Annotated in this window: 21 protein-coding genes; 9 read left to right on the forward strand and 12 right to left on the reverse strand. The window is 71.4% G+C overall.

Annotation, left to right across the window (positions count from 1 at the left end):
• Positions 1 to 79: 79 nt before the first annotated feature.
• From JIAGA_RS0119210 to lpdA, 3 genes are all read right to left on the reverse strand, one after another.
• Positions 80 to 976, reverse strand: a complete 897-nt coding sequence (locus tag JIAGA_RS0119210; RefSeq protein WP_026876922.1) for a TIGR01777 family oxidoreductase — start codon at positions 974 to 976, stop codon at positions 80 to 82.
• 41 nt (positions 977 to 1017) lie between these two features.
• Positions 1018 to 2904: a 2-oxoglutarate dehydrogenase, E2 component, dihydrolipoamide succinyltransferase gene (gene sucB, locus JIAGA_RS0119215; protein ID WP_026876923.1), complete on the reverse strand. Its 1887-nt coding sequence runs from the start codon at positions 2902 to 2904 to the stop codon at positions 1018 to 1020.
• Between the two features lie 69 nt (positions 2905 to 2973).
• Positions 2974 to 4356 (reverse strand): dihydrolipoyl dehydrogenase, encoded by a 1383-nt coding sequence (lpdA, locus tag JIAGA_RS0119220; protein WP_026876924.1) that lies wholly within the window; start codon positions 4354 to 4356, stop codon positions 2974 to 2976.
• A gap of 220 nt (positions 4357 to 4576) precedes the next feature.
• On the opposite strand from lpdA, the gene JIAGA_RS0119225 reads away from it, so the two are divergent.
• Positions 4577 to 4900: a hypothetical protein gene (locus JIAGA_RS0119225; RefSeq protein ID WP_026876925.1), complete on the forward strand. Its 324-nt coding sequence runs from the start codon at positions 4577 to 4579 to the stop codon at positions 4898 to 4900.
• A gap of 340 nt (positions 4901 to 5240) precedes the next feature.
• Here the strand turns inward: JIAGA_RS0119225 and JIAGA_RS0119230 are convergent, their stop codons facing one another.
• Together JIAGA_RS0119230 and JIAGA_RS0119235 are read right to left on the reverse strand one after the other, a co-directional pair.
• Positions 5241 to 6737, reverse strand: coding sequence for a leucyl aminopeptidase (locus JIAGA_RS0119230; RefSeq protein ID WP_026876926.1), 1497 nt, complete (start codon positions 6735 to 6737; stop codon positions 5241 to 5243).
• Positions 6738 to 6800: 63 nt separating this feature from the next.
• Positions 6801 to 7556 (reverse strand): metallophosphoesterase family protein, encoded by a 756-nt coding sequence (locus JIAGA_RS0119235; protein WP_026876927.1) that lies wholly within the window; start codon positions 7554 to 7556, stop codon positions 6801 to 6803.
• 46 nt (positions 7557 to 7602) lie between these two features.
• Here JIAGA_RS0119235 and gcvT point away from each other — a divergent pair, with 46 nt between their 5' ends.
• On the forward strand, positions 7603 to 8703 hold the full coding sequence (gcvT, locus tag JIAGA_RS0119240; RefSeq protein ID WP_026876928.1) for a glycine cleavage system aminomethyltransferase GcvT: 1101 nt from the start codon (positions 7603 to 7605) through the stop codon (positions 8701 to 8703).
• A 16-nt stretch (positions 8704 to 8719) separates the two neighbouring features.
• On the opposite strand, the gene JIAGA_RS0119245 is transcribed toward gcvT, so the two are convergent.
• The gene (locus JIAGA_RS0119245) at positions 8720 to 9976 is read right to left on the reverse strand and encodes an MFS transporter (protein WP_051426273.1); all 1257 of its coding nucleotides are present in this window, start codon (positions 9974 to 9976) and stop codon (positions 8720 to 8722) included.
• Positions 9977 to 10309: 333 nt separating this feature from the next.
• Here JIAGA_RS0119245 and JIAGA_RS0119250 point away from each other — a divergent pair, with 333 nt between their 5' ends.
• A complete protein-coding gene (locus JIAGA_RS0119250) occupies positions 10310 to 10531 on the forward strand; it encodes a hypothetical protein (protein ID WP_026876930.1) in 222 nt (73 codons plus the stop codon).
• 98 nt (positions 10532 to 10629) lie between these two features.
• On the opposite strand, the gene JIAGA_RS0119255 is transcribed toward JIAGA_RS0119250, so the two are convergent.
• Genes JIAGA_RS0119255 through JIAGA_RS30905 form a run of 3 tightly spaced genes read right to left on the reverse strand, consistent with a single transcriptional unit; the run spans position 10630 to position 12766 of the window.
• A complete protein-coding gene (locus tag JIAGA_RS0119255) occupies positions 10630 to 11634 on the reverse strand; it encodes an aldo/keto reductase family protein (protein WP_026876931.1) in 1005 nt (334 codons plus the stop codon).
• A gap of 38 nt (positions 11635 to 11672) precedes the next feature.
• Entirely contained in the window at positions 11673 to 12182 is a 510-nt protein-coding gene (locus JIAGA_RS0119260) for a GNAT family N-acetyltransferase (RefSeq protein WP_245597208.1), read from the reverse strand.
• On the reverse strand, positions 12179 to 12766 hold the full coding sequence (locus tag JIAGA_RS30905; RefSeq protein WP_035812719.1) for a DUF3043 domain-containing protein: 588 nt from the start codon (positions 12764 to 12766) through the stop codon (positions 12179 to 12181). Before JIAGA_RS30905 ends, JIAGA_RS0119260 begins: the two co-directional genes overlap by 4 nt.
• Before the next feature lie 136 nt (positions 12767 to 12902).
• Here JIAGA_RS30905 and JIAGA_RS0119270 point away from each other — a divergent pair, with 136 nt between their 5' ends.
• The 4 genes from JIAGA_RS0119270 to pspAB all read left to right on the forward strand — a co-directional run bounded on the left by JIAGA_RS0119270 (position 12903) and on the right by pspAB (position 15567).
• Positions 12903 to 13676 carry a PspA/IM30 family protein gene (locus tag JIAGA_RS0119270; RefSeq protein WP_026876933.1) on the forward strand — a complete coding sequence of 258 codons (774 nt, stop codon included), beginning with the start codon at positions 12903 to 12905 and terminating at the stop codon, positions 13674 to 13676.
• On the forward strand, positions 13673 to 13966 hold the full coding sequence (pspAA, locus tag JIAGA_RS0119275) for a PspA-associated protein PspAA (RefSeq protein ID WP_026876934.1): 294 nt from the start codon (positions 13673 to 13675) through the stop codon (positions 13964 to 13966). The genes JIAGA_RS0119270 and pspAA overlap by 4 nt, the downstream gene beginning before the upstream one ends.
• A gap of 132 nt (positions 13967 to 14098) precedes the next feature.
• Positions 14099 to 14998, forward strand: a complete 900-nt coding sequence (htpX, locus tag JIAGA_RS0119280; RefSeq protein WP_026876935.1) for a zinc metalloprotease HtpX — start codon at positions 14099 to 14101, stop codon at positions 14996 to 14998.
• 2 nt (positions 14999 to 15000) lie between these two features.
• A complete protein-coding gene (gene pspAB, locus JIAGA_RS0119285) occupies positions 15001 to 15567 on the forward strand; it encodes a PspA-associated protein PspAB (protein ID WP_026876936.1) in 567 nt (188 codons plus the stop codon).
• A 166-nt stretch (positions 15568 to 15733) separates the two neighbouring features.
• Here the strand turns inward: pspAB and nadA are convergent, their stop codons facing one another.
• Together nadA and JIAGA_RS0119295 are read right to left on the reverse strand one after the other, a co-directional pair.
• Positions 15734 to 16930: a quinolinate synthase NadA gene (gene nadA / locus JIAGA_RS0119290; protein WP_026876937.1), complete on the reverse strand. Its 1197-nt coding sequence runs from the start codon at positions 16928 to 16930 to the stop codon at positions 15734 to 15736.
• A 114-nt stretch (positions 16931 to 17044) separates the two neighbouring features.
• The gene (locus JIAGA_RS0119295; protein ID WP_026876938.1) at positions 17045 to 17884 is read right to left on the reverse strand and encodes a GNAT family N-acetyltransferase; all 840 of its coding nucleotides are present in this window, start codon (positions 17882 to 17884) and stop codon (positions 17045 to 17047) included.
• Positions 17885 to 17960: 76 nt separating this feature from the next.
• Here JIAGA_RS0119295 and JIAGA_RS0119300 point away from each other — a divergent pair, with 76 nt between their 5' ends.
• On the forward strand, positions 17961 to 19082 hold the full coding sequence (locus JIAGA_RS0119300) for a glycerate kinase family protein (RefSeq protein WP_026876939.1): 1122 nt from the start codon (positions 17961 to 17963) through the stop codon (positions 19080 to 19082).
• Positions 19083 to 19180: 98 nt separating this feature from the next.
• Positions 19181 to 19528: a HesB/IscA family protein gene (locus tag JIAGA_RS0119305; protein WP_026876940.1), complete on the forward strand. Its 348-nt coding sequence runs from the start codon at positions 19181 to 19183 to the stop codon at positions 19526 to 19528.
• A 74-nt stretch (positions 19529 to 19602) separates the two neighbouring features.
• On the opposite strand, the gene JIAGA_RS0119310 is transcribed toward JIAGA_RS0119305, so the two are convergent.
• On the reverse strand, positions 19603 to 19803 hold the full coding sequence (locus tag JIAGA_RS0119310) for a sulfurtransferase TusA family protein (RefSeq protein ID WP_035814697.1): 201 nt from the start codon (positions 19801 to 19803) through the stop codon (positions 19603 to 19605).
• Positions 19804 to 19815 lie beyond the last annotated feature (12 nt).

Genomic DNA, 19815 nt, shown 5'->3' on the forward strand with positions numbered 1-19815 from the left:
GGCATGGGTGCACCCGCTTCACCATGGATGCTTGCCTGGTGACGCGGTAGCACGCCTAGGGGGCGTAACCCGCAAACCGTCAGGCGCGGACCGCGGCGGCGATGATCGACCGGGCGTCCGGATGCTCGAACGTGAAGCCGGCTTCGGTGAGCCGGGTGGGCACGACGTGCAGGCTGCCCAACAGCTCGCCGGCGGACTCGCCGAGCGCGATGCGCAGCGCGAACCCCGGCACAGGAAGCAGCCGGGGCCGGTGGAGCTCAGCGGCCAGCAGCCGGCTGAACTCGCCGTTGGAAACCGGTTCGGGCGCGGTGACGTTGTAGGCGCCGACGCAGCCGTGCTCCTCGATCATGAATCGCAGTGCGCGGACGGTGTCGTGCAGCGAGACCGGGCTCCAGGACTGCTCGCCGTCGCCGAACGCGCCGCCCAGACCCAACCGGAACAGCGGCAGCATCGGACCCAGCGCGCCACCGCCCGGTCCGACGACGAGGCCGAAGCGCGGGTGGCACACGGCGATGTCGGCCGCACGGGCCGGTGACGCGGCCTGTTCCCAGTCCTGGCAGAGCCGGGCCAGGAACCCGTCGCCGGCCGCGTCGTCCTCGTTCAGGACGTCGTGGCCGCGGTCCGGGCCGTAGTAGCCCATGGCCGACGCGGACACGAACACCCGCGGGCGGGTGGCCAACGTCGTCAGGGCGGCGGCCAGCACCGCCGTGGAGCGCACCCTGCTGTGGTGGAGCTGCTGCTTGTAGCGGCGGGTCCAGCGGTGGCCGCCGACGTTGGCGCCGCCCAGGTGCACGACGGCCTCGACGTCGGCCAGCTGCGCCAGCGGCACCGCGCCCTGTTCCGGGTCCCAGTGGGCCTCGTCCGGCGCGCCGGCCGCGCGGCGCACCAGCCGGACGACGTCGTGCCCGTCGGCGGTCAGCGACGCGCACAGCGCGCTGCCGATGAATCCGCTGGAGCCGGCGACGGCGACCCGCATGTCAGGCCGCCATCGCCGTGGTCGTCCCGACCGGCACGCCCTTACAGGCCGAGGTCGGCTTCGAACCGGCCGCCTTCGAGCCGCTTCTTGACCGTGGTCAGGAAGCGGGCGGCGTCGGCACCGTCGACGAGGCGGTGGTCGTAGCTGAGCGCGAAGTAGACCATGTGCCGCACCGCGATGGTCTCACCGAGGTTGGGGTCGTCGATGACCATCGGCCGCTTGACGACGGCCCCGGTGCCCAGGATGGCGACCTGCGGCTGGAAGAAGATCGGCGTGTCGAACAGGGCGCCCCGGCTGCCGGTGTTGGTCAGCGTGAACGTGCCGCCGGTGATCTCGTCGGGCGTCAGCTTGCCGGTGCGCGCCTTCTCGGCCACCTCGGCGATCTTGCGGGCCAGCCCGGCGATGTTGAGGTCACCGGCGTCCTTGACCACCGGCACGAGCAGGCCCTGCTCGGTGTCGACGGCGATGACGAGGTTCTCGCGGTCGTGGTAAGTGACCTCGCCCTTCTCGACGTCGATGGACGCGTTGATCTTCGGGTGCTGCTTGAGGGCCTCGACGGCCGCCTTGGCGAAGAACGGCAGGAAGGACAGCTTGACGCCCTCACGCTGCGCGAAGTCGGCCTTCACCCGGTCGCGCAGCCGCGCCAGCGTGGTGATGTCGATCTCGACGACGGACGTCAGCTGCGCGGTCTCCTGCAGCGACTCGTGGACCCGCTTGGCGATGACCTTGCGCATTCGGCTGAGCTTCTCGGTGGTTCCGCGCAGCGGCGACGGCTCGACGGCCTCCGGTGCTGCCCCCGCGGTCGGCGCCGGAGCGGCCGGAGCAGCGGCGGGTGCCGGCTGAGCGGCTGCGGCCTTCGCCGCCTCGGCCGCGGCCAGCACGTCCTGCTTGCGGACTCGCCCGCCGATGCCGGTGCCGTTGACACTGGACAGGTCGACGCCGTGCTCGGCGGCGAGCTTACGGACCAGCGGGGTGACGTACGGGGCGCCGTTACCCGACGGCTCCCGGGCCGGCTGCACCGCCGGCGCGGGGGTGGCCGATGCCTGTGCCTGCTGTGCTTCTTCCGCCGGCGCGTCTGCCTGCGGACCGGGCGTCTGCGCCGCGGGGGCGACCGCCTCCGTGGTGGCCTGCTCCTGAGCCGGCGCGGCCTGCTCCTGCTCCTGCTCGGGCGCGGCCTGCTCCTGCTCAGGTGCGGCCTGCTCCTGAGCGGGCTCCTGCGACGGCGCGGCGGCCTGGGATCCGTCGCCCGCATCGGTGCCGATGAGCGCCAGTTCGGCGCCGACCTCGACGGTCTCGTCCTCGGCGACCTTGATCTCGAGCAGGGTGCCGGCGATCGGCGAGGGGATCTCGGTGTCGACCTTGTCCGTGGAGATCTCCAGCAGTGGCTCGTCGACGGCCACCTGGTCGCCGGGCTGCTTGAGCCAGCGGGTGACCGTGCCCTCGGTGACGCTCTCGCCCAGGGCCGGCAGCGTCACCGGCGTGCTCTCGCCGCCGCCGTTGCCGCTGTCGGTGGATGCCGCCGGCGCCTCCTGCTGCTCCTGGGCGGGCTCCTCCTGCTGGGCGGGCTCCTGCTGGGCGGGCTCATCCTGCGCCGGTTCCTGCTCGGCGGGCGCTGCCTCGGCCTCCGGCTGTGCCTCCTGCTGCTCCGCGGCCGCCTCGCTCTCGCCGGCGCCGTCACCGGCGGATTCGCCGGCCTCGCCGATGAGCGCCAGTTCGGCGCCGACCTCGACGGTCTCGTCCTCGGCGACCTTGATCTCGAGCAGGGTGCCGGCGATCGGCGAGGGGATCTCGGTGTCGACCTTGTCCGTGGAGATCTCCAGCAGTGGCTCGTCGACGGCCACCTGGTCGCCGGGCTGCTTGAGCCAGCGGGTCACTGTGCCCTCGGTGACGCTCTCGCCGAGTGCGGGCAAGGTGACGGAGGTTGCCATCGTCAGTCCTCTCGATTTCTCACGGACATCAGCCTTGGGGAGCCGAACGCAAGCTTAAGCCTCGCGTGGTCAGCCGTGGACGTGCAACGGCTTCCCGGCCAATGCGAGGTGGGCTTCGCCCAGTGCCTCGCTCTGGGTGGGGTGCGGGTGGATCAGTTGGGCGACCTCGTGGGGGAGTGCCTCCCAGTTGTAGATGAGCTGCGCCTCGGCGATCAACTCGCCGACCCGGGCACCGACCATGTGGATGCCGATCACCGGGCCGTCCTTCTCACGCACGAGCTTCGCGAAGCCCTGCGTCTTCAGGATCTGGCTCTTGCCGTTGCCGGCGAGGTTGTACTCGAGCGTCTCGACCTTGTCGTCGCCGAGGCGCTCCTTGGCCTGTGCCTCGGTGAGTCCGACGGAGGCGACCTCGGGGTCGCAGTACGTGACCTTGGGGATGCCGAGGTCGTCGACCGGGACGGGGTTGAGTCCGGCGATGTCCTCGGCCACGAAGATGCCGTGCGCGAAGCCGCGGTGGGCGAGCTGCAGGCCGGGCACGATGTCGCCGACGGCGTAGACGCCCGGCACGCCGGTGCGCAGCCGCTCGTCGGTGGTGACGAAGCCGCGGTCGAGGGTTATGCCGGCTTCCTCGTAGCCCAGCCCCTCGGTGACGGGGCCGCGTCCGACCGCGACCAGCAGGACTTCCGCGTCGATGGTCTCGCCGTTCTCCAGCGACACGGTGACGCCGCCGTCGCGCTGCTCGACGCCGGCGAACCGCACGCCGGTCTTGAAGCCGATGCCACGCTTGCGGAACGTCCGCTCGACGACCTTGGACGCGGCCTCGTCCTCGGCCGGGACCAACCGGGGAAGCGCCTCGACGATGGTGACCTCGGCGCCGAAGGAGCGCCACACGCTGGCGAACTCGACGCCGATGACGCCGCCGCCCAGCACCACCGCCGACGCCGGCACGCGGTCCAGCGTCAAGGCCTCGTAACTGCTGATGACGCGGGTGCCGTCGATGTCGAGACCGGGCAGCGAGCGCGAGCGGGACCCCGTCGCCAGGATGACGTTGCGGCCCTCGTAGCGGGTGCCGCCGACCTCGACGGCGTTGGGCGCGACGAGCCGGCCCTCGCCTTCGATGAAGGTGACCTTGTTGGCCTTGACCAGGCCCTGCAGCCCCTTGTAGAGGCGCGACACGATGCCGTCCTTGTACGCATTCACGCCGGCCATGTCGATGCTCTCGAAGGAGGTCTTGACGCCGAACTGCTCGCTCTCGCGGGAGTTGTCGGCCACCTCCGCGGCGTGCAGCAGGGCCTTGGTGGGGATGCAGCCGTAGTGCAGGCAGGTGCCGCCGACCTTGTCCTTCTCGATCAGCCCGACGGACAGTCCGAGCTCGCTGGCCCGGAACGCGGCAGCGTATCCACCGCTGCCGCCGCCGAGGATGAGGACGTCGAAACCGGCGTTGTCGGCCACGGTGGTGCTCCTCGAGGTCGTCGTTGTCGTCGAGACTCGTCTCGGACGCTGGCGGCGCCCGGCCGGGATCGGTCCGGCGCGGGCCCCGTAGGCGTCAACCTCATCCTTCCATCCGGTGTTCCGACACCTTCAACCGGATCGGCTCGTTGCACGTGACGAGATACTGTCGCGGTACCGTCTCGGTCCGATCGCGGCCGAGAAGACACACGGAGGTAGTCGAATGGCGTTGTTCCGGCGAAAGCGCAAGAGCGCCGAGGGCAGCCTGGATCGTGCCGCCGACAACGCCGACGTCAAGCACCTCGAGGAGTTCGCCCGGGCGCGCCGCGGCGTCGAGGCGTTCGTGGAGCCGCCCACCACCATGACGGCCACCACGGTGGTCTTCGTCGCTCACGACGGCGAGTGGACCAGGCGCCGGGTCCAGGACGCAGCGGCCGCGCACGCGCTGGCCCGCAAACTGGCCATCCCGGCCTACGACGCTCAGGTTGTCGGCTATCCGCAGCGGATGCGTGACTGGAACCGCAAGAACGGCGGCCGCGGCGTCTGACGGTCTGACCGCTGGGGTCTCGGCCGCAGGTCAGGGTGACGTTCTCGGGCCTTTGCAATGGGCACCAATACGCACCACGCAGGCCCGGAATCCTCGACGGCCCCTGCGACCTCGCTGCCACCGCGTTCCTGCAGCGGCCTCACACCGTTCTCCGGCGTCTGCCATTCCACCCGCCCCGGTGCCTGCCACACCCTGCGACGTCGCGCCACAGAGTGGGCAGCCGCGTCATCCGACATGGAGGCGCACAGGTGGTGCGTATTGGTGCCCATTGCAAAGCGCCCGACGCAAGGCCCTGACCTGTGCCGTTGCTCGCAGCGCAGGGTTCGCCGGCTGAGCGAGCTCAGAGGTCTCCGTCGGCGACGTCCTCGACCAGCCGCACCAGCGTGCGCACGGCCGCCCCGGTGCCGCCCTTGGGGGTGTAGCCGAAGGCGGAGTCGCTCAGGGCCGGGCCGGCGATGTCGAGGTGCGCCCAGCTGATGTCGTCGGCGACGAACTCCTTGAGGAACAGGCCCGCCTGCAGCGCGCCACCCCAGCGGTCGCCGATGTTCGCGAGGTCGGCGATCGGGGAGTCGAGCTTGTCGCGCAGGTCGGCGGGGAGCGGCAGCGGCCACATCTGCTCGCCGGCGCGCTCGGCGGCATCGTGGATGCGGTCGAGCAGCTCGTCGTCGTTGGCCATGATGCCGGAGACCCGCTTGCCCAGGGCGACGACCGCGGCGCCGGTCAGTGTGGCGACGTCGATGATGAGGTCGGGCTCGTCCTCGGCGGCGCGCACGAGGCCGTCGGCCAGCACGAGCCGGCCCTCGGCATCGGTGTTGAGCACCTCGACGGTCTTGCCGCCGTAGATGGTGATGACGTCGGACGGCCGCTGCGCGCTGCCCGACGGCATGTTCTCGGCCATGGCCGCGTAGGCGGTGACGGCGACCTTGGTGCCGAGCGACGCGATGGCGTGGACCGCGGCGATGACGGCGGCGGCGCCGCTCATGTCGCTCTTCATGTCCGCCATGCTGTCCGACGGCTTGAGCGACAGGCCGCCGGAGTCGAACGTGATGCCCTTGCCGACGAACGCCACGTGCCGCTTCGCGCGGGACGGACGGTAGGCGACGCGCACCAGCCGCGGCGGGTTGGCTGAGCCCTGGCCGACCCCGATGAGCCCGCCGTAGCCGCGCCGGGCCAGGAGCTTCTCGTCCAGCACCTCGACGTCGAGCTTGGCGCTCTTGGCGAGCTTGCTGGCGGCGTCGGCGAACGCCTCCGGGGTGAGATCGCGCGGCGGGACGTTGACCCAGTCGCGGGCGCGGTTGACGGCGGCGGCCAGGGTCTCGGCGCGGGCGACGGCGTCCTTGACGCCCTTGGCCTTCACCCCCGGTCCCACCAGCGTGACGGACGCCAGCGGCTCGGTGCCGCCATCGCTCTTGTAGCGGTCGAAGCTGTAGGCGCCCAGCAACAAGCCTTCGACGACGGCGGCGGCGTCGGCCTCGTCCTGGACCGGCAGCGCGATGGCGGCGGACTGCTTGCCGGCCAGCGCGCGGGCGGCCGCGCCGGCAGCCCGCCGCAGCGTCTCGAGGCGGGCCGGCCCGGACGCGTCCAGCGGGCCGGTGCCGACGGCCACCACGAGCGGGGCCTTCACCGAGCCCAGCGCGGGGAGCTTCGTGACCTCGTCGGCCCGGCCGGTGGCACCCAGCTGGCCGAGTACCTCCGGCAACGACCCCTTGAACGCCTTGCTGACCGATTCGCTGCCGGGCAGCGGGGTCACCGCGTCGTCGCCGGGGGCCACCCCGACGACGACCGCGTCGACCTTGAGCCCGGTTGCGGCGGCGGAGGACAGGGCAATGCTGGTCACGGTTCTCCTGACGTCGTACCGTTCAGTCGATTCCGCCCGATGCTACCGCTGGGTCGGCCGTCGTCAGGTGCCCATCCGGCCGTCCCGCGGCGCGAACGTGGTCAGCGCGTCGGTGTCGGAGTAGGCGGAGCGGGCGTACATGTCGGCCCAGGCGGCCGCGCCCGGGAAGACGCTGGCGGCCACGACCGCGTCGGCCAGCGCATCCAGGTCCACCGTGGTCGACCGCAGCGTGACCACGCCGTCGCGCAGCAACGCCCAGTGTGGCCCGGGCCGGCCGTACGGCATGCCGACGCTGCCCGGGTTGACCACGAGCCGCCGGTCGACCAGCCGCTGGAACGGCATATGGGTGTGGCCGCAGACGATCGTCCGGACGTCGTCGGGCACGCCGGCCAGGACGTCGGCCCAGCGGGCCAGTGAGCTGTCGACGAGGACCACCTCGTCGTCGTCGCGGGGACTGCCGTGGCAGAACAGCACCGGCCCGAAGCCGTCGACGTCGAGGGTCACCGGATGCGGCAGGCCGTCGAGGAGCTCCACCTGGTCCGGGCGCAACTGCCGGCCGGCCCAGTCGGCCACGTCGATGCCGGACGTGCCGCCGCGGGCGACCGTCACCAGCTCGCGATCGGCGTTGCCGCGCACCCACACGACCCGTTCACCCAGGGACGTGAGCAGGTCCAGCGTCTCGACCGGCAGCGGCCCGGCGGCGATGTCGCCGGTGAGCACGATGCGCTCGGCGGCGACGACGTCGGGCTCGGCGAGGACCGCCTCGAGCGCCGGCAGCGCGCCATGGACGTCGGACAGGACGGCGACGGACGCGACCATGCGGCCACTCTCCCATGATCACGAAGTGGGCCCGTAGGGTGAGGCCGTGACTGCCGAAGACCTCGCCAGAACGTCCCTGTACGAGCGCCACGTCGCGTTGGGCGCCAAGTTCGCCGGGTTCGGTGGCTGGTCGATGCCGCTGCAGTACTCCGGCGTCGTCGACGAGCACACAGCCGTGCGCGAGCGGGTTGGCCTGTTCGACGTCAGCCACCTCGGCAAGGCGTCGGTCACCGGGCCGGGGGCGCGGGCCTTTGTCGACGCGTGCCTCACCAACGCACTGGAGAAGATCGGCCCGGGCCAGGCGCAGTACACGCTGTGCTGCGACGAGTCCGGGGGAGTGGTCGACGACCTCATCGTCTACCTGAACGCCGACGACGACCTGCTCCTGGTGCCCAACGCCGCCAACAACGCCGAGGTGGTCCGGCTGCTGGCCGCGGCCGCACCAGGGGACGTCGAGGTCCGGGACCGGCACCGCGACTTCGCCGTGCTGGCGGTGCAGGGTCCGCGCAGCGACGAGGTGCTCACCGCGCTGGACCTCCCCGTCGGTCACCCGTACATGTCGTTCGTGGAGGCGGTGCATGACGCCGTCGCGCTGATCGTCTGTCGCACCGGCTACACCGGCGAGCGCGGCTACGAGCTGCTGGTGCCGTGGGACGAAGCCGGGTCGGTGTGGGACGCCCTGCTGGCCGGGGGTGCACAGCTCGGCATCGTGCCGTGCGGGCTGGGTGCGCGCGACACCTTGCGCACCGAGATGGGCTACCCGCTGCATGGTCAGGACCTGTCCATGGACATCTCGCCGGTGCAGGCGCGGGCCGGCTGGGCGGTCGGGTGGTCGAAGCCGGCGTTCTGGGGCCGCGACGCGCTGCTCGCCGAGAAGGAGGCCGGGCCGGCACGGCGGCTGCAGGGCATCAGATCACTCGGGCGGGGCATCCCGCGGCCCGGCATGATGGTGACGGTGGACGGCGAACCGGCCGGCCAGGTGACGTCGGGGACGTTCTCGCCGACGTTGCGGCAGGGCATCGGGCTGGCGCTGCTGCCGCCGGACACCGCCGTGGGCAGCCAGGTCCAGGTGGACGTACGCGGCCGGGCCGAGACGTTCGAGGTGGTGCGTCCGCCGTTCGTGCAATCGAGCACGAAGGAGCGTTGACGCCGTCCGGCGGGCGTCAGTCGTCGGAGGCGACGTCGAGCACCCGGGGCGCGGACCGCAGCGACGACAACCACGCCACCAGCGCCGCGACGACGAGCGAGAGCTGGCAGATCAGGATGGTGGTGTCGGTGTCGAACCGGCTGGCGAGCATGCCGGCCAGCACGGCGCCCAGGGGGTAGCCGACGCCGAACGTCGCCATGCGGCCGGCGGTCATGACGCGGCTCATCAGCGGTTCGGGAGTCACCTGCTGGCGCAGGGTCACCGAGATGGTCGCGATCAGGATGTACATCATCGACCAGGCCGCGAGCGCGAGGATGCCGGGCAGCCAGCTCTGCGCCAGGGAGATGGCCAGCCCGGCGCCGCCCGCCGCCGGCAGCACCAGCAGCGCGGCCCGGACCCCGCCGAAGCGCCGCACGAGGCGCGGCACGAGCACGCTGCCGGCGACCGCGCCGACGCCCCACGCGCCGTACAGCACGCCGAGCCGCCAGTCGCCCTCGCGCACACCGAGGGTGCGGTCGGCCCACACGACGAGCACCGCCATCAGGGACCCGGCGCTGAACGCGACCAGGGCGCCGATGACGATCATGACCCGGACGATGCGGTGCCGCAGGATGAAGCGGGTGCCCTGCGCCACCGCGGCCAGGCCGAGCGACGACTCGCGGTCGCGCGCGCCGCTCAGCGGCCGGGTGATGCTGCGGATGAGCATCGCCGACGCTACGAACGTCAGCACGTCGATGGCGATGACGGACGCCGGCGAGATGACCACGATCAACGCGCCGACCAGCATGGGCACCACTGTCTCGGCCACCGTGCTGGCGCCGAAGACCAGCGCGTTCGCGGACGGCAGCCGGTCGCGGGAGACGAGGCTGGGCAGCGCGCCCTGGTTGGCCGCGTCGAAGAAGACGTAGATGATGCGTGCCGCGAACGCGGCGGCCAGCACGTGTCCGGCGGTCAAGGCGTCCAGCCAGGAGGCGACGGGGACGGTGGCGAGGGCGAGCGCCGCCAGCACGTCGGCCCCCACCATGACCCGGCGCCGGTCGACGTGGTCGGCCAGCGCACCGGCCCACAGGCCGAACAACAGGTAGGGGATCGCCTCAGCGACAATGACCAGCGACGTCCAGGTGGCCGAGCCGGTGATGCCGTAGATGAGGACCGGCATGGCGATGAACGTCACCGCCGAGCCGGTCAGTGAGACGATGCGCGCTGCCAGGTACCGGAAGATGTCCGGATCACTCAGCAGACGCTGGCGCCGTGCGGGCGCTGAACTACCCACGTCGATGAACTCCCGCCCCCCGCGAACTGAACTTTACGCGGAAGGCAACAGCATGACGGGTGTCTTGTCAAGGAGCCGTGACCATGATCAGAGCCGCCGGTCGCGCCGCCCGGAATGGCCCGAATGTGGCCGGATCATCGCGGGCGCGCCGTTGCCGTCCCCTGCGCGGCAACGACGCGCCCCGATACCTGTCAGGACACCGACGGGGCCGGCTCATGACGCGGGGAGACGAGAAATCTCGGTGTGACGTGGACAACACCGGGACCAGTGTCGGGCGGAGGCGGCGCGGACCGTACTGTCGTGGCGACTGCTCGGTGCGATCGGGAGGCGAAGATGAGCTGGACATGGCGGTTCCTGGCGCCGGACGGTGCCCCGGCGGAGAACGTGGACGACGGCGCCGGCAGGCCGGAGGCGGGGTTCCCGACGCAGTCCGACGCCGAGAGCTGGCTGGGGGAGCACTGGCGCGCCCTGGTCGAGGCGGGCGTCGACTCGGTGGTCCTGGTGGAGGACGGCCGCGAGGTCTACGGTCCGATGAGCCTGCGCCCGCCGGACTGATTCGCTGTTCCGGAAATGATCACGTTCACCATGGGTGTTCCCGCTCCACCACGGATGTAGGCATGGCGAAGCGGGAACACGCCCGGTGACGCGTCCTGTCAGCGCGACGACGGCGACCGGGTTGCCGTCAGCTCCGGGTCACGCACGACTGCGTCGCCCAGCACCTCGTCGATGGCGGCCAGCAGGTCGGCGTCGAGACGGACACCGCCGGCCTTGACGTTCTCGGCCACCTGCTCCGGCCGGGACGCGCCGATGATCGCCGTCGCGACGTTCCGGTTCTGCAGCACCCACGCGATGGCCAGCTGGGCCAGGGACAGTCCGGCCTGCTCGGCCAGCGGGACGAGCCGCTGCACCCGCGTGAGCACGTCGTCGGTGAGCCAGCGGCGCGCGATGTCGCTGCCGCCACTGGTGAGCGCGGCGCGCGAGCCTTCCGGGATGGGCTGCCCGGGCTGGTACTTGCCGGTGAGCACACCCTGGGCGATCGGGGAGAAGACCACCTGCGACACGCCCACGTCCTCCGAAGCCGGCACCACCTCGGACTCGATGACCCGCCACAGCATGGAGTACTCGGGCTGGTTGGAGACGAACGGGATCTTCAGCTCGCGGGCCAGGGCGTGCCCGGCGCGGATCTGGTCGGCCGTCCACTCCGAGACACCGATGTAGAGCACCTTGCCGGCGCGGACGAGGTCGGCGAAGGCCTCCATCGTCTCCTCCAGCGGCGTGCCGTGGTCGTACCGGTGCGCCTGGTAGAGGTCGACGTAGTCGGTGCCCAGCCGGCGTAGCGAGGCGTTGATGGCCTCGTGGACGTGCTTGCGCGACAGCCCGCGGTCGTTGGGGCCGTCGTGACCGGCCGGCCAGAAGAGCTTGGTGAAGATCTCCAGTGACTCACGGCGCTGCCCGGCCAGCGCCCTGCCCAGCACCTCCTCGGCCCGGCCGGCCGCGTACACGTCGGCGGTGTCGAAGGTGGTGATGCCGGCGTCCAGCGCGGCCCGCACGCAGGCGGTGGCTGCGTCGTCGGCGATCTGGGAGCCGTGGGTGATCCAGTTGCCGTAGGCGATCTCGCTGATCTTGAGGCCGGAGCGGCCCAGGTTGCGGAATTCCATGCGCCCGAAACTACCGGGGCACCGTGGACGCCCGGCGCTCAGGCGTCGTCGAGCGGGACGACGAGATCCTTGGCGAAGAAGCGGCTCAGCTCGGCGTCGACGTAGTGCCCGAACGGGTCGGTGGCCACGTATCCGCTGGAGCTGTAGAGCGCGATGGCCTCCGGCTGGCGCAGCCCGGTCTCGAGCACCACCCGCCGGTAGCCGGCCTCGACCGCCTGCGCCTCCAGTTCGGCGAGCAGGCGGCGCGCGTGGCCGCCGCCGCGGTGCTCGTGCGCCACGTACATGCGCTTGATCTCGGCGACGCCGTCGCTGTGGCGGCGGAAACCCCCGGTCGCCACCGGCTCGTTGCCGACGAAGCCGACCAGGAACCGGCCCAGCGGCGGCGTGAACTCGTCCGGGTTGACCGGAGTCTCGTCCGGGTCGCCGTACCGCTCGACGTACTCCTGCTGCAGCTCGGTCTCCAGCGCGCGCACGACGGGGTCGGAGTAGCGCAGCGCCCGGATGAACAGCCCGGTCTGGTCGCGGTCGGCGGTGGGCGCGGAACTCACACCAAGGTCCCGGGCTTGACCTGCGGCTTGGGCAGCCGCAGCCGGCGCAGCTGGGTGGCGCGGGTGACGGCGTACAAGACGTGACCCTTTCCGTCGTCGTCCGGGAACCGCTTGCGCACCTCACGCTTCACCCGGAAGCCGAGGATCGTCAAGTCCACGACGAGCAGGATCATGGCCGCCAGCCAGATGACGGTGGAGATCAGCTGGACCTGAGCGACGCCGATCAGGCTCGTCAGCAGGATGACGAGAATGATCGGCAGGAAGAACTCGGCCACGGTGCGGCGGGAGTCGACGTAGTCGCGCAGGAAACGGCGCACGTCGCCCTGGTCGCGCTTGAGGAAGTAGCGCTCGTCGCCGGTGTTCATGGCCGCCCTGGTCTTGGCACGCTCGGCCCGCATCCGCTCGCGGTCGCGGCGCATCGCCTCGCGGCGGTTCAGCGGGGGCCGGACGCGCTGCTTGCGCGCCTGCTCGGCCTCGCTGCGCTTCGGCGTGGGCCGGCCCTTGCCGACCGCGCGGGCAGGCTCGTCCGCGGCGTCGGCGGCGGGGACGTCGACTGTCTCAGGGGAAGTTCGGCGACGGAACACGCCTACCAGGGTAGGCCAGTATGCAACCGGCCCTGCCACCGTGCGGCCCTACACCGTAGTGTTGGTGGAAACAGTGTGCACGACACTGCACCAGCTCGAGAAAGGGATACCTGGCCAGATGGGGATCCTCCAGCGAATGTCCATGATCTTCCGGGCCAAGGCCGACAAGGCGCTCGATCGCGCCGAGGACCCCCGGGAGACGCTCGACTACTCCTACAAGAAGCAGCTGGAGCTGCTTCAGAAGGTGCGCCGCGGTGTGGCCGACGTCGCCACCAGCCGCAAGCGCATCGAGGTCCAGATGACCCAGCTGCAGTCGCAGTCGGGCAAGCTGCAGGAGCAGGCGCAGAAGGCGCTGTCCCTCGGCCGGGAGGACCTGGCCCGCGAGGCGCTCACCCGCCGCTCGGGGCTGCAGAACCAGATCACCGATCTGCAGACGCAGCACGCCTCGCTGCAGGGCGAGGAGGAGAAGCTCACGCTCGCCGCCCAGCGCCTGCAGGCCAAGGTCGAGTCCTTCCGCACCAAGAAGGAGACCATCAAGGCCAGCTACACCGCCGCCGAGGCGCAGACGCGCATCGGTGAGGCGTTCAGCGGCATCTCCGAGGAGATGAGCGACGTCGGCCTGGCCGTCCAGCGCGCCGAGGACAAGACGGCCAACATGCAGGCCCGCGCGGGTGCCATCGACGAGCTGCTGGCGTCGGGCGCCCTCGAGGACCCCACCGGCACCTCGAAGGACGACATCAGCGTCGAGCTGGACCGGCTGGCTTCCACCAGCGACGTCGAGCTCGAGCTCTCCCGGATGAAGCAGGAGATCACCGGTGGCGCGGAGGCTCCGAGGCAGCTCGAGGGCCAAGGCACCGAGCCCGCCGCCGAGCCGCAGGCGCAGCGCCAGCGCGAGGAGGGTCAGCTGTGATCATCCGGATCATGGGTGAGGGCCAGTTCGAGGTCGACGGGTCGCATCTCGACGAGCTCAACCGGCTCGACGACATCCTCGGCGACGCCATCGAGAGTGGCAACGACGAGACGTTCCGCGCGGCGCTGATGGCGCTGCTGAACGAGGTGCGGCGGGTCGGCACGCCGCTGGCCGACGACGTCCTCGTCGACAGCGACCTGGTGCTGCCGTACGACGAGGCCCACGTCGACGAGGTGCGCGAGCTGCTCACCGACGAGGGCCTCATCCCGGTCGAGCCGCCGACCACCTGATCGCCGGGCGGCGGCCACGGCGGCTGCCGGGTGAACGACCGAGCCCGGCCGCCCGGTGGGAACCGGCGTGCCAGCGCGGCCGTTCTCACAACGGGTGACGTATCGCCCACCGCAGGTAGGAAAGGAAGCACGTTGGCGAGTTCGAGGTTCGCCCCGGACCGAGGCCTCTCGTTCCGGATGGGCCTGACGATGGTCCTGCTGGCCCTGCTGTACGTCGTGCTGATCGGGGCCATCTCGCTCGGCACGAACAGCTGGATCCTCGGCCTGGTCATCGGCTTGGGTGTCTTGTGGGGGCAGTGGTACTTCTCCGACAAGCTGGCGCTGTCGGCCATGGGGGCTCGCGAGGTCTCGCCGGCCCAGGAGCCGGATCTGCACGCCATGATCGACCGGCTGTGTGCGCTGGCCGACATGCCCAAGCCGAAGGTGGCCGTCGCCGACACCGACCTGCCCAACGCGTTCGCCGCCGGCCGCAGCCCCAGCCGTGCCGTCGTCTGCGTCACGCGGGGCATCCAGCGCCGGCTCGACGAACGCGAGCTGGAGGCGGTGCTGTCGCACGAGCTGTCCCATGTCGCGCATCGTGACGTCCTGGTCATGACGGTGGCGTCCGTCGTCGGCGTGCTGGCCGGGTTCATGACCCGGATGCTGCTGTGGTCGGGCATGGGCAACAACCGCAACAACAACAACGCCGCGGTGATGGTCCTGGTGGTCATGGTGGTCGCGGCCGTCGTGTACGGGGTGAGCTTCCTGCTGACCCGGCTGCTGTCGCGATATCGGGAGCTGGCGGCCGACCGCGCCGGTGCCATCCTGACCGGCCAGCCGTCGGCGCTGGCCAGCGCGCTCACCAAGATCTCCGGCGAGATGGCGCGAATCCCGAGCAAGGACCTGCGGGCCGCGGAGCCGTACAACGCGTTCTTCTTCGTGCCGGCGTTGACCGGCAAGCTGGACATCGCCTCGCTCTTCGCCTCGCACCCGCCGCTGGAGAAGCGGCTGAACCAGCTCAGCCGCATCTCCGTCGAGCTGGGCCGGGAGTGACGGTGGGCATCCTCGACGCCATCTTCGGCCGGTCCAAGCAGGTCCAGCCCAACCTCGACGCGCTGTTCGCACTGCCCACCGCCGCGCTGACGCTCGAGGCGTCCGCGCAGATGCACCCCACCGGCGTGGGTGCGGTGTGCTTCCGGCAGGTCGAGGGTGGCCCGTTCGCCCGGTTGAAGGCCGAGGTCACCACGCTGCTGGGCGGTTCGGAGCCGGAGGAGATCCACGACGACTACGGCTACACCTGGCTCGTGGTGCGGCGGGAGCCGGCGCAGATGTCGGAGCTGTGCACCGACCTGCATTCGGTGAACTCGACGCTCGAGGCGGCCGGTTTCGGACCGTCGCTGTTGTGCACCACCATCGGGCTGCGGTCGGACTCCGGGCGCGGGCTGGCGCTGGTGTACCTCTACAAGCGCGGCACGTTCTACCCGTTCGCGCCGGTCGACCCCCGGTCGCAGCAGCGGGACAACGCCCTGGAGCTGCAGGTTCGCGCGCTCGTCGGCGGCGACCTGCCCATCGAGTCCGACGTCAGCCGCTGGTTCCCCGTCTGGGGCGCTCCCGGCGTCTGACCCGTCCGATCCACCCCTCGGCCTGTACCCGCGGTCCCCGTTGATCTTGGAGTAATGGCGGTATCTCCGGGCGATTTGTCCGATTGATACCGCCAAAACTCCAAGATCAACTCGGTGGGCAGCTCCGAAGCGGCGGCCCAGGCGGCCCCGTCCGGGCGAGGCGGCGCTAGTTCTTGATCGCACCGCTGCCGGGCAGGGCGAGCATCCGGTCCAGCGCCACCCGGGCCCAGTGCGCGGTGTCGTCGTCGACGACGATGCGGTTGACCACCCGGCCGTCGACCAGGCTCTCCAGCGCCCACACCAGGTGCGGCAGGTCGATGCGGTTCATGGTGGCGCAGAAGCACACCGTCTTGTCCAGGAACACGACCGTCTTGTCGGGGTGCTCTGCGGCCAGCCGCTTCACCAGGTTGAGCTCGGTGCCGACCGCCCAGGCCGATCCGGCCGGCGCCGCGGAGATCATCTTGATGATGTACTCGGTGGAGCCCACGTAGTCGGCCGCGGTGACGACCTCGTGCTTGCACTCCGGGTGCACCAGCACGTTGACGCCGGGAATGCGCTCGCGGACGTCGGCCACGGAGTCGGCCGAGAAGCGGCCGTGCACCGAGCAGTGGCCCTTCCACAGCAGCATGGTGGCCGAGCGCAGCTCGTCGTCGGTGACGCCGAAGTCCGGCTTGTGCGGGTCGATGACCACGCAGTCGTCCAGCGACATGCCCAGCTGCAGGACCGCGGTGTTGCGGCCGAGGTGCTGGTCGGGCAGGAACAGCACCTTCTTGCCGCCGGCGCCCTCGGGCGAGAACGCCCAGTCCAGCGCCTGCCGGGCGTTGCTGGACGTGCAGACGGCGCCACCGTTGCGGCCGCAGAACGCCTTGATGTCGGCGGAGGAGTTCATGTACGTGATGGGGACGGTGTCCTCGGCGACGCCCGCGGCGGCGAGCCTGGCCCAGGCGTCCTCGACCTGCAGCAACCGCGCCATGTCGGCCATGGAGCAGCCGGCGGCGAGGTCGGGGAGAACCACCTGCTGGTGGTCGCCGGTCAGGATGTCCGCGGACTCGGCCATGAAGTGCACGCCGCAGAAGACGATGAACTCGGCATCCGGCCGGGCGGCGGCGTCGCGGGCGAGCTTGAAGGAGTCGCCGGTGACGTCCGCGAACTGGATGACCTCGTCACGCTGGTAGTGGTGGCCCAGGACGAACACGCGCTCGCCGAGGGCGTCGCGCGCCGCCCGGGCACGCTCGACCAGGTCGGGGTCGCTGGCGGCCGGGAGGTCGCCCGGACACTCGACTCCGCGTTCGCTGGTGGGGTCGGCGCCGCGGCCCAGCAGGAGCAGCGGCACGGGCGTCGACGGATTGTCGGTCACGGTCACGGCTGGTCAGCCCTTCCTCCGGCGCCCGGCGCACCCAACCCCGTCGTGGGCGTACGGTCGCGTCACCTCGGCGTAGTGTGCAACACACGCCATACCCACAATCGTCCCACGCCGTTAACCGAACGAGACGGACGGAATGTACGGTTCCGGCGGCCGCATGTGGCGCAGCGCCAGGTAGGCGTCCTGTCCGAGGCGGAGACCAGCGGCGAGACCGACGTCGATGGCCCACTCCTGGCCCGATGTGAGATTGCGCACGTCGATCGGCCGGCCCGGCTCCACCCGGGCGAGCGCGGCCCACAGCAGCCGCTGCGCCACCGCGCGGTTGGTGGCCGCCAGCGGCGCGACGCCCCACGGCATCAGGTAGGCGTAGCCGCTGCCGGTCAGCACGTCGCACACCAGCAGTGTCCCGAACTCCATCTGCAGCGCGTTGTCGGGACGGTGGGTGGCGCCGCGGACCCGCCGGTCGACGGAGTCGACGAGGTCCAGATCGGCGGCGGTGCCCGCGCGGACACCGTCGACGACCGGCAGCGCGGACCGGTCGACGGTTCCGTGCAGGCACATGGTCGGGTGTAGTGAGAAGCCGGCCCGGCGGTAGCGGCGCAGCGCGCCGTAATGCGGCCGCGAGGTCAGCATGCCGCGCAGGCAGCCGGCCCCGTAGCCGATCGCGGCGTCCAGCAGTGCCTGACCGATGCCGCGGCCCTGCTGACCGGGGTGGACGGCGTACGTGCTGAGCAGCCAGAGCAGGTCGCGACGCATGGAGACGGCGACGCCGACGACATCCGTGCCGCCGTCGTCGTCGGCCACCCAGCATCCGCCCGGGTCGGTGTCGATGACGTGCGCGATCTGCCGGCACCAGCGACGGCGGTGGTCCGCGGCCCGTTCGGTCTCGAAGGCGAGCGCGGTGAGCCGTTCGGCGGCCTCGACGTCGTCCGGTCGCATCGGGCGGATCCGCATGGGACTACTGCACCAGCATTCCGTGCACCACGCCAGGCCGGCGCCGGCCGGACCGGGATACGGCACACTCTGGGCCATGCGGATTCTGGTTGCCCCCGACAAGTTCGCCGGAACTCTCACCGCGGTCGAGGCCGCCGACGCCATCGCCGAAGGGTGGCGACGCAGCGCCCCGGCCGACGACGTCGTCACGGTCCCGATGGCCGATGGCGGGCCCGGTTTCGTCGATGTCCTGCACTCGTGCCTGGGCGGTGAACTGCTGGCCGCGACCGTCCACGGGCCTCTCGATGAGCCGGCGCCGGCGACGTTCCTGCTGGTGAACGGCACCGCATACATCGAGTCGGCGCAGGCGTGCGGGCTGGCGCTGCTGCCGGTCGGGCCGGACGGCCGGCTGCCCGAGCCCGGCGCGGCCGAGCGTGCCAGCACCTACGGCGTCGGCGAGCTCGTCGGGCACGCCGTCGACGCCGGCGCCACGCGCGTCGTCGTCGGTCTCGGCGGCTCCGGCACCAACGACGGCGGCGCCGGCCTGCTTGCGGCGCTGGGTGCGGTCGCGTCGCCGGACGGCGCACTCACCGGCGGCCCGCGGGCGTTGGCGCAGCTGACCGAACTCGACCTCGAACCGGCACGGCAGCGCACCGCCGGCGTGGAACTGGTGGCCGCCACCGACGTGGACAACCCGCTGCTCGGGCTGCGCGGCGCCACCAACTTGTTCGGACCGCAGAAGGGCATCGTCGCCGATGACGACCGTCTCGCCGCCGACGCGGCCCTGACCCGCTACGCCGAACTGGCCGACCGCCGCGTCGCCGACCACAAGGGCGCCGGGGCGGCCGGCGGGCTCGGCTACGCCCTGCTGTTGCTCGGCGGGCGGCGCGAGCTGGGATTCAGCACCGTCGCGGATGCCGTCGGACTGCCGCGCCTGGTCGCGGATGCCGACCTCGTCATCACGGGGGAGGGGAAGCTGGACTGGCAGTCCATGAGCGGCAAGGTCGTCTCCGGGCTGGCCGGGCTCGCCGGTCCCGCCCTGCGCCCGTGCATCGCCATGGCCGGCGCCGTGCAGGTGGGCAACCGCGAACTGCGCGCCAACGGTATCGAGGCCGCGTATGCGATGGTGGACATCGTGGGCACCGAGGAGTCCTTCGGCCGCCCGCGCGAGAGCCTCGCCGCCGTCGCCGAGCGGGTGGCCCGGACGTGGAGCCGCTGATGGGCGCGAGTGTGTCACCATGGGAGTGCGGGGAATGATGCTCGCAGGGTGCGTGTTGTAGGCACCGAGACGTAGTCGACCTGACGTGGGAGAACGAGATGACGGTTCAGGACCAGGTCACCGACGGTGTCGTGCTGACGGAAGGCGCGGCCTCGAAGGTGAAGGCGCTGCTCGACCAGGAGGGCCGCGACGACCTGCAGCTGCGCATCGCCGTTCAGCCGGGTGGCTGTTCCGGCCTTCGCTACCAGCTCTTCTTCGACGAGCGGTCCCTCGACGGCGACGTCGTCAAGGGCTTCGGTGGCGTGAACGTCGTGGTCGACCGGATGAGCGCGCCTTACCTCGGCGGCGCCACCATCGACTTCGTCGACACCATCGAGAAGCAGGGCTTCACCATCGACAACCCGAACGCCGGCGGTTCGTGCGCCTGCGGCGATTCGTTCCACTGATCTGACGCGTCCCGACGGGGTGCTGGCCAGCGCGGCCGGCACCCCGTCGTCGCGTTCACGGCCGGACTCGGTCGTCAGCGGCGGCGGCGTACCAGGTACGACGGTGCGCCCTCGACGTCGTCGCCGGGGCCGGCGTAATCGTGCCCGCGCATCCGGCACCACGCCGGGACGTCGGACGCGGCGGCGGGGTCGTCGGCCACCACCGCCACCAGCGCGCCCACCTCGACGTCTCCGATGCGGCGGGCCAGCTCGATGATGGGCAGCGGGCAGCGCATCCCGCGGCAGTC

It is taken from the genome of Jiangella gansuensis DSM 44835 (assembly GCF_000515395.1).
GTDB lineage: Bacteria > Actinomycetota > Actinomycetes > Jiangellales > Jiangellaceae > Jiangella > Jiangella gansuensis.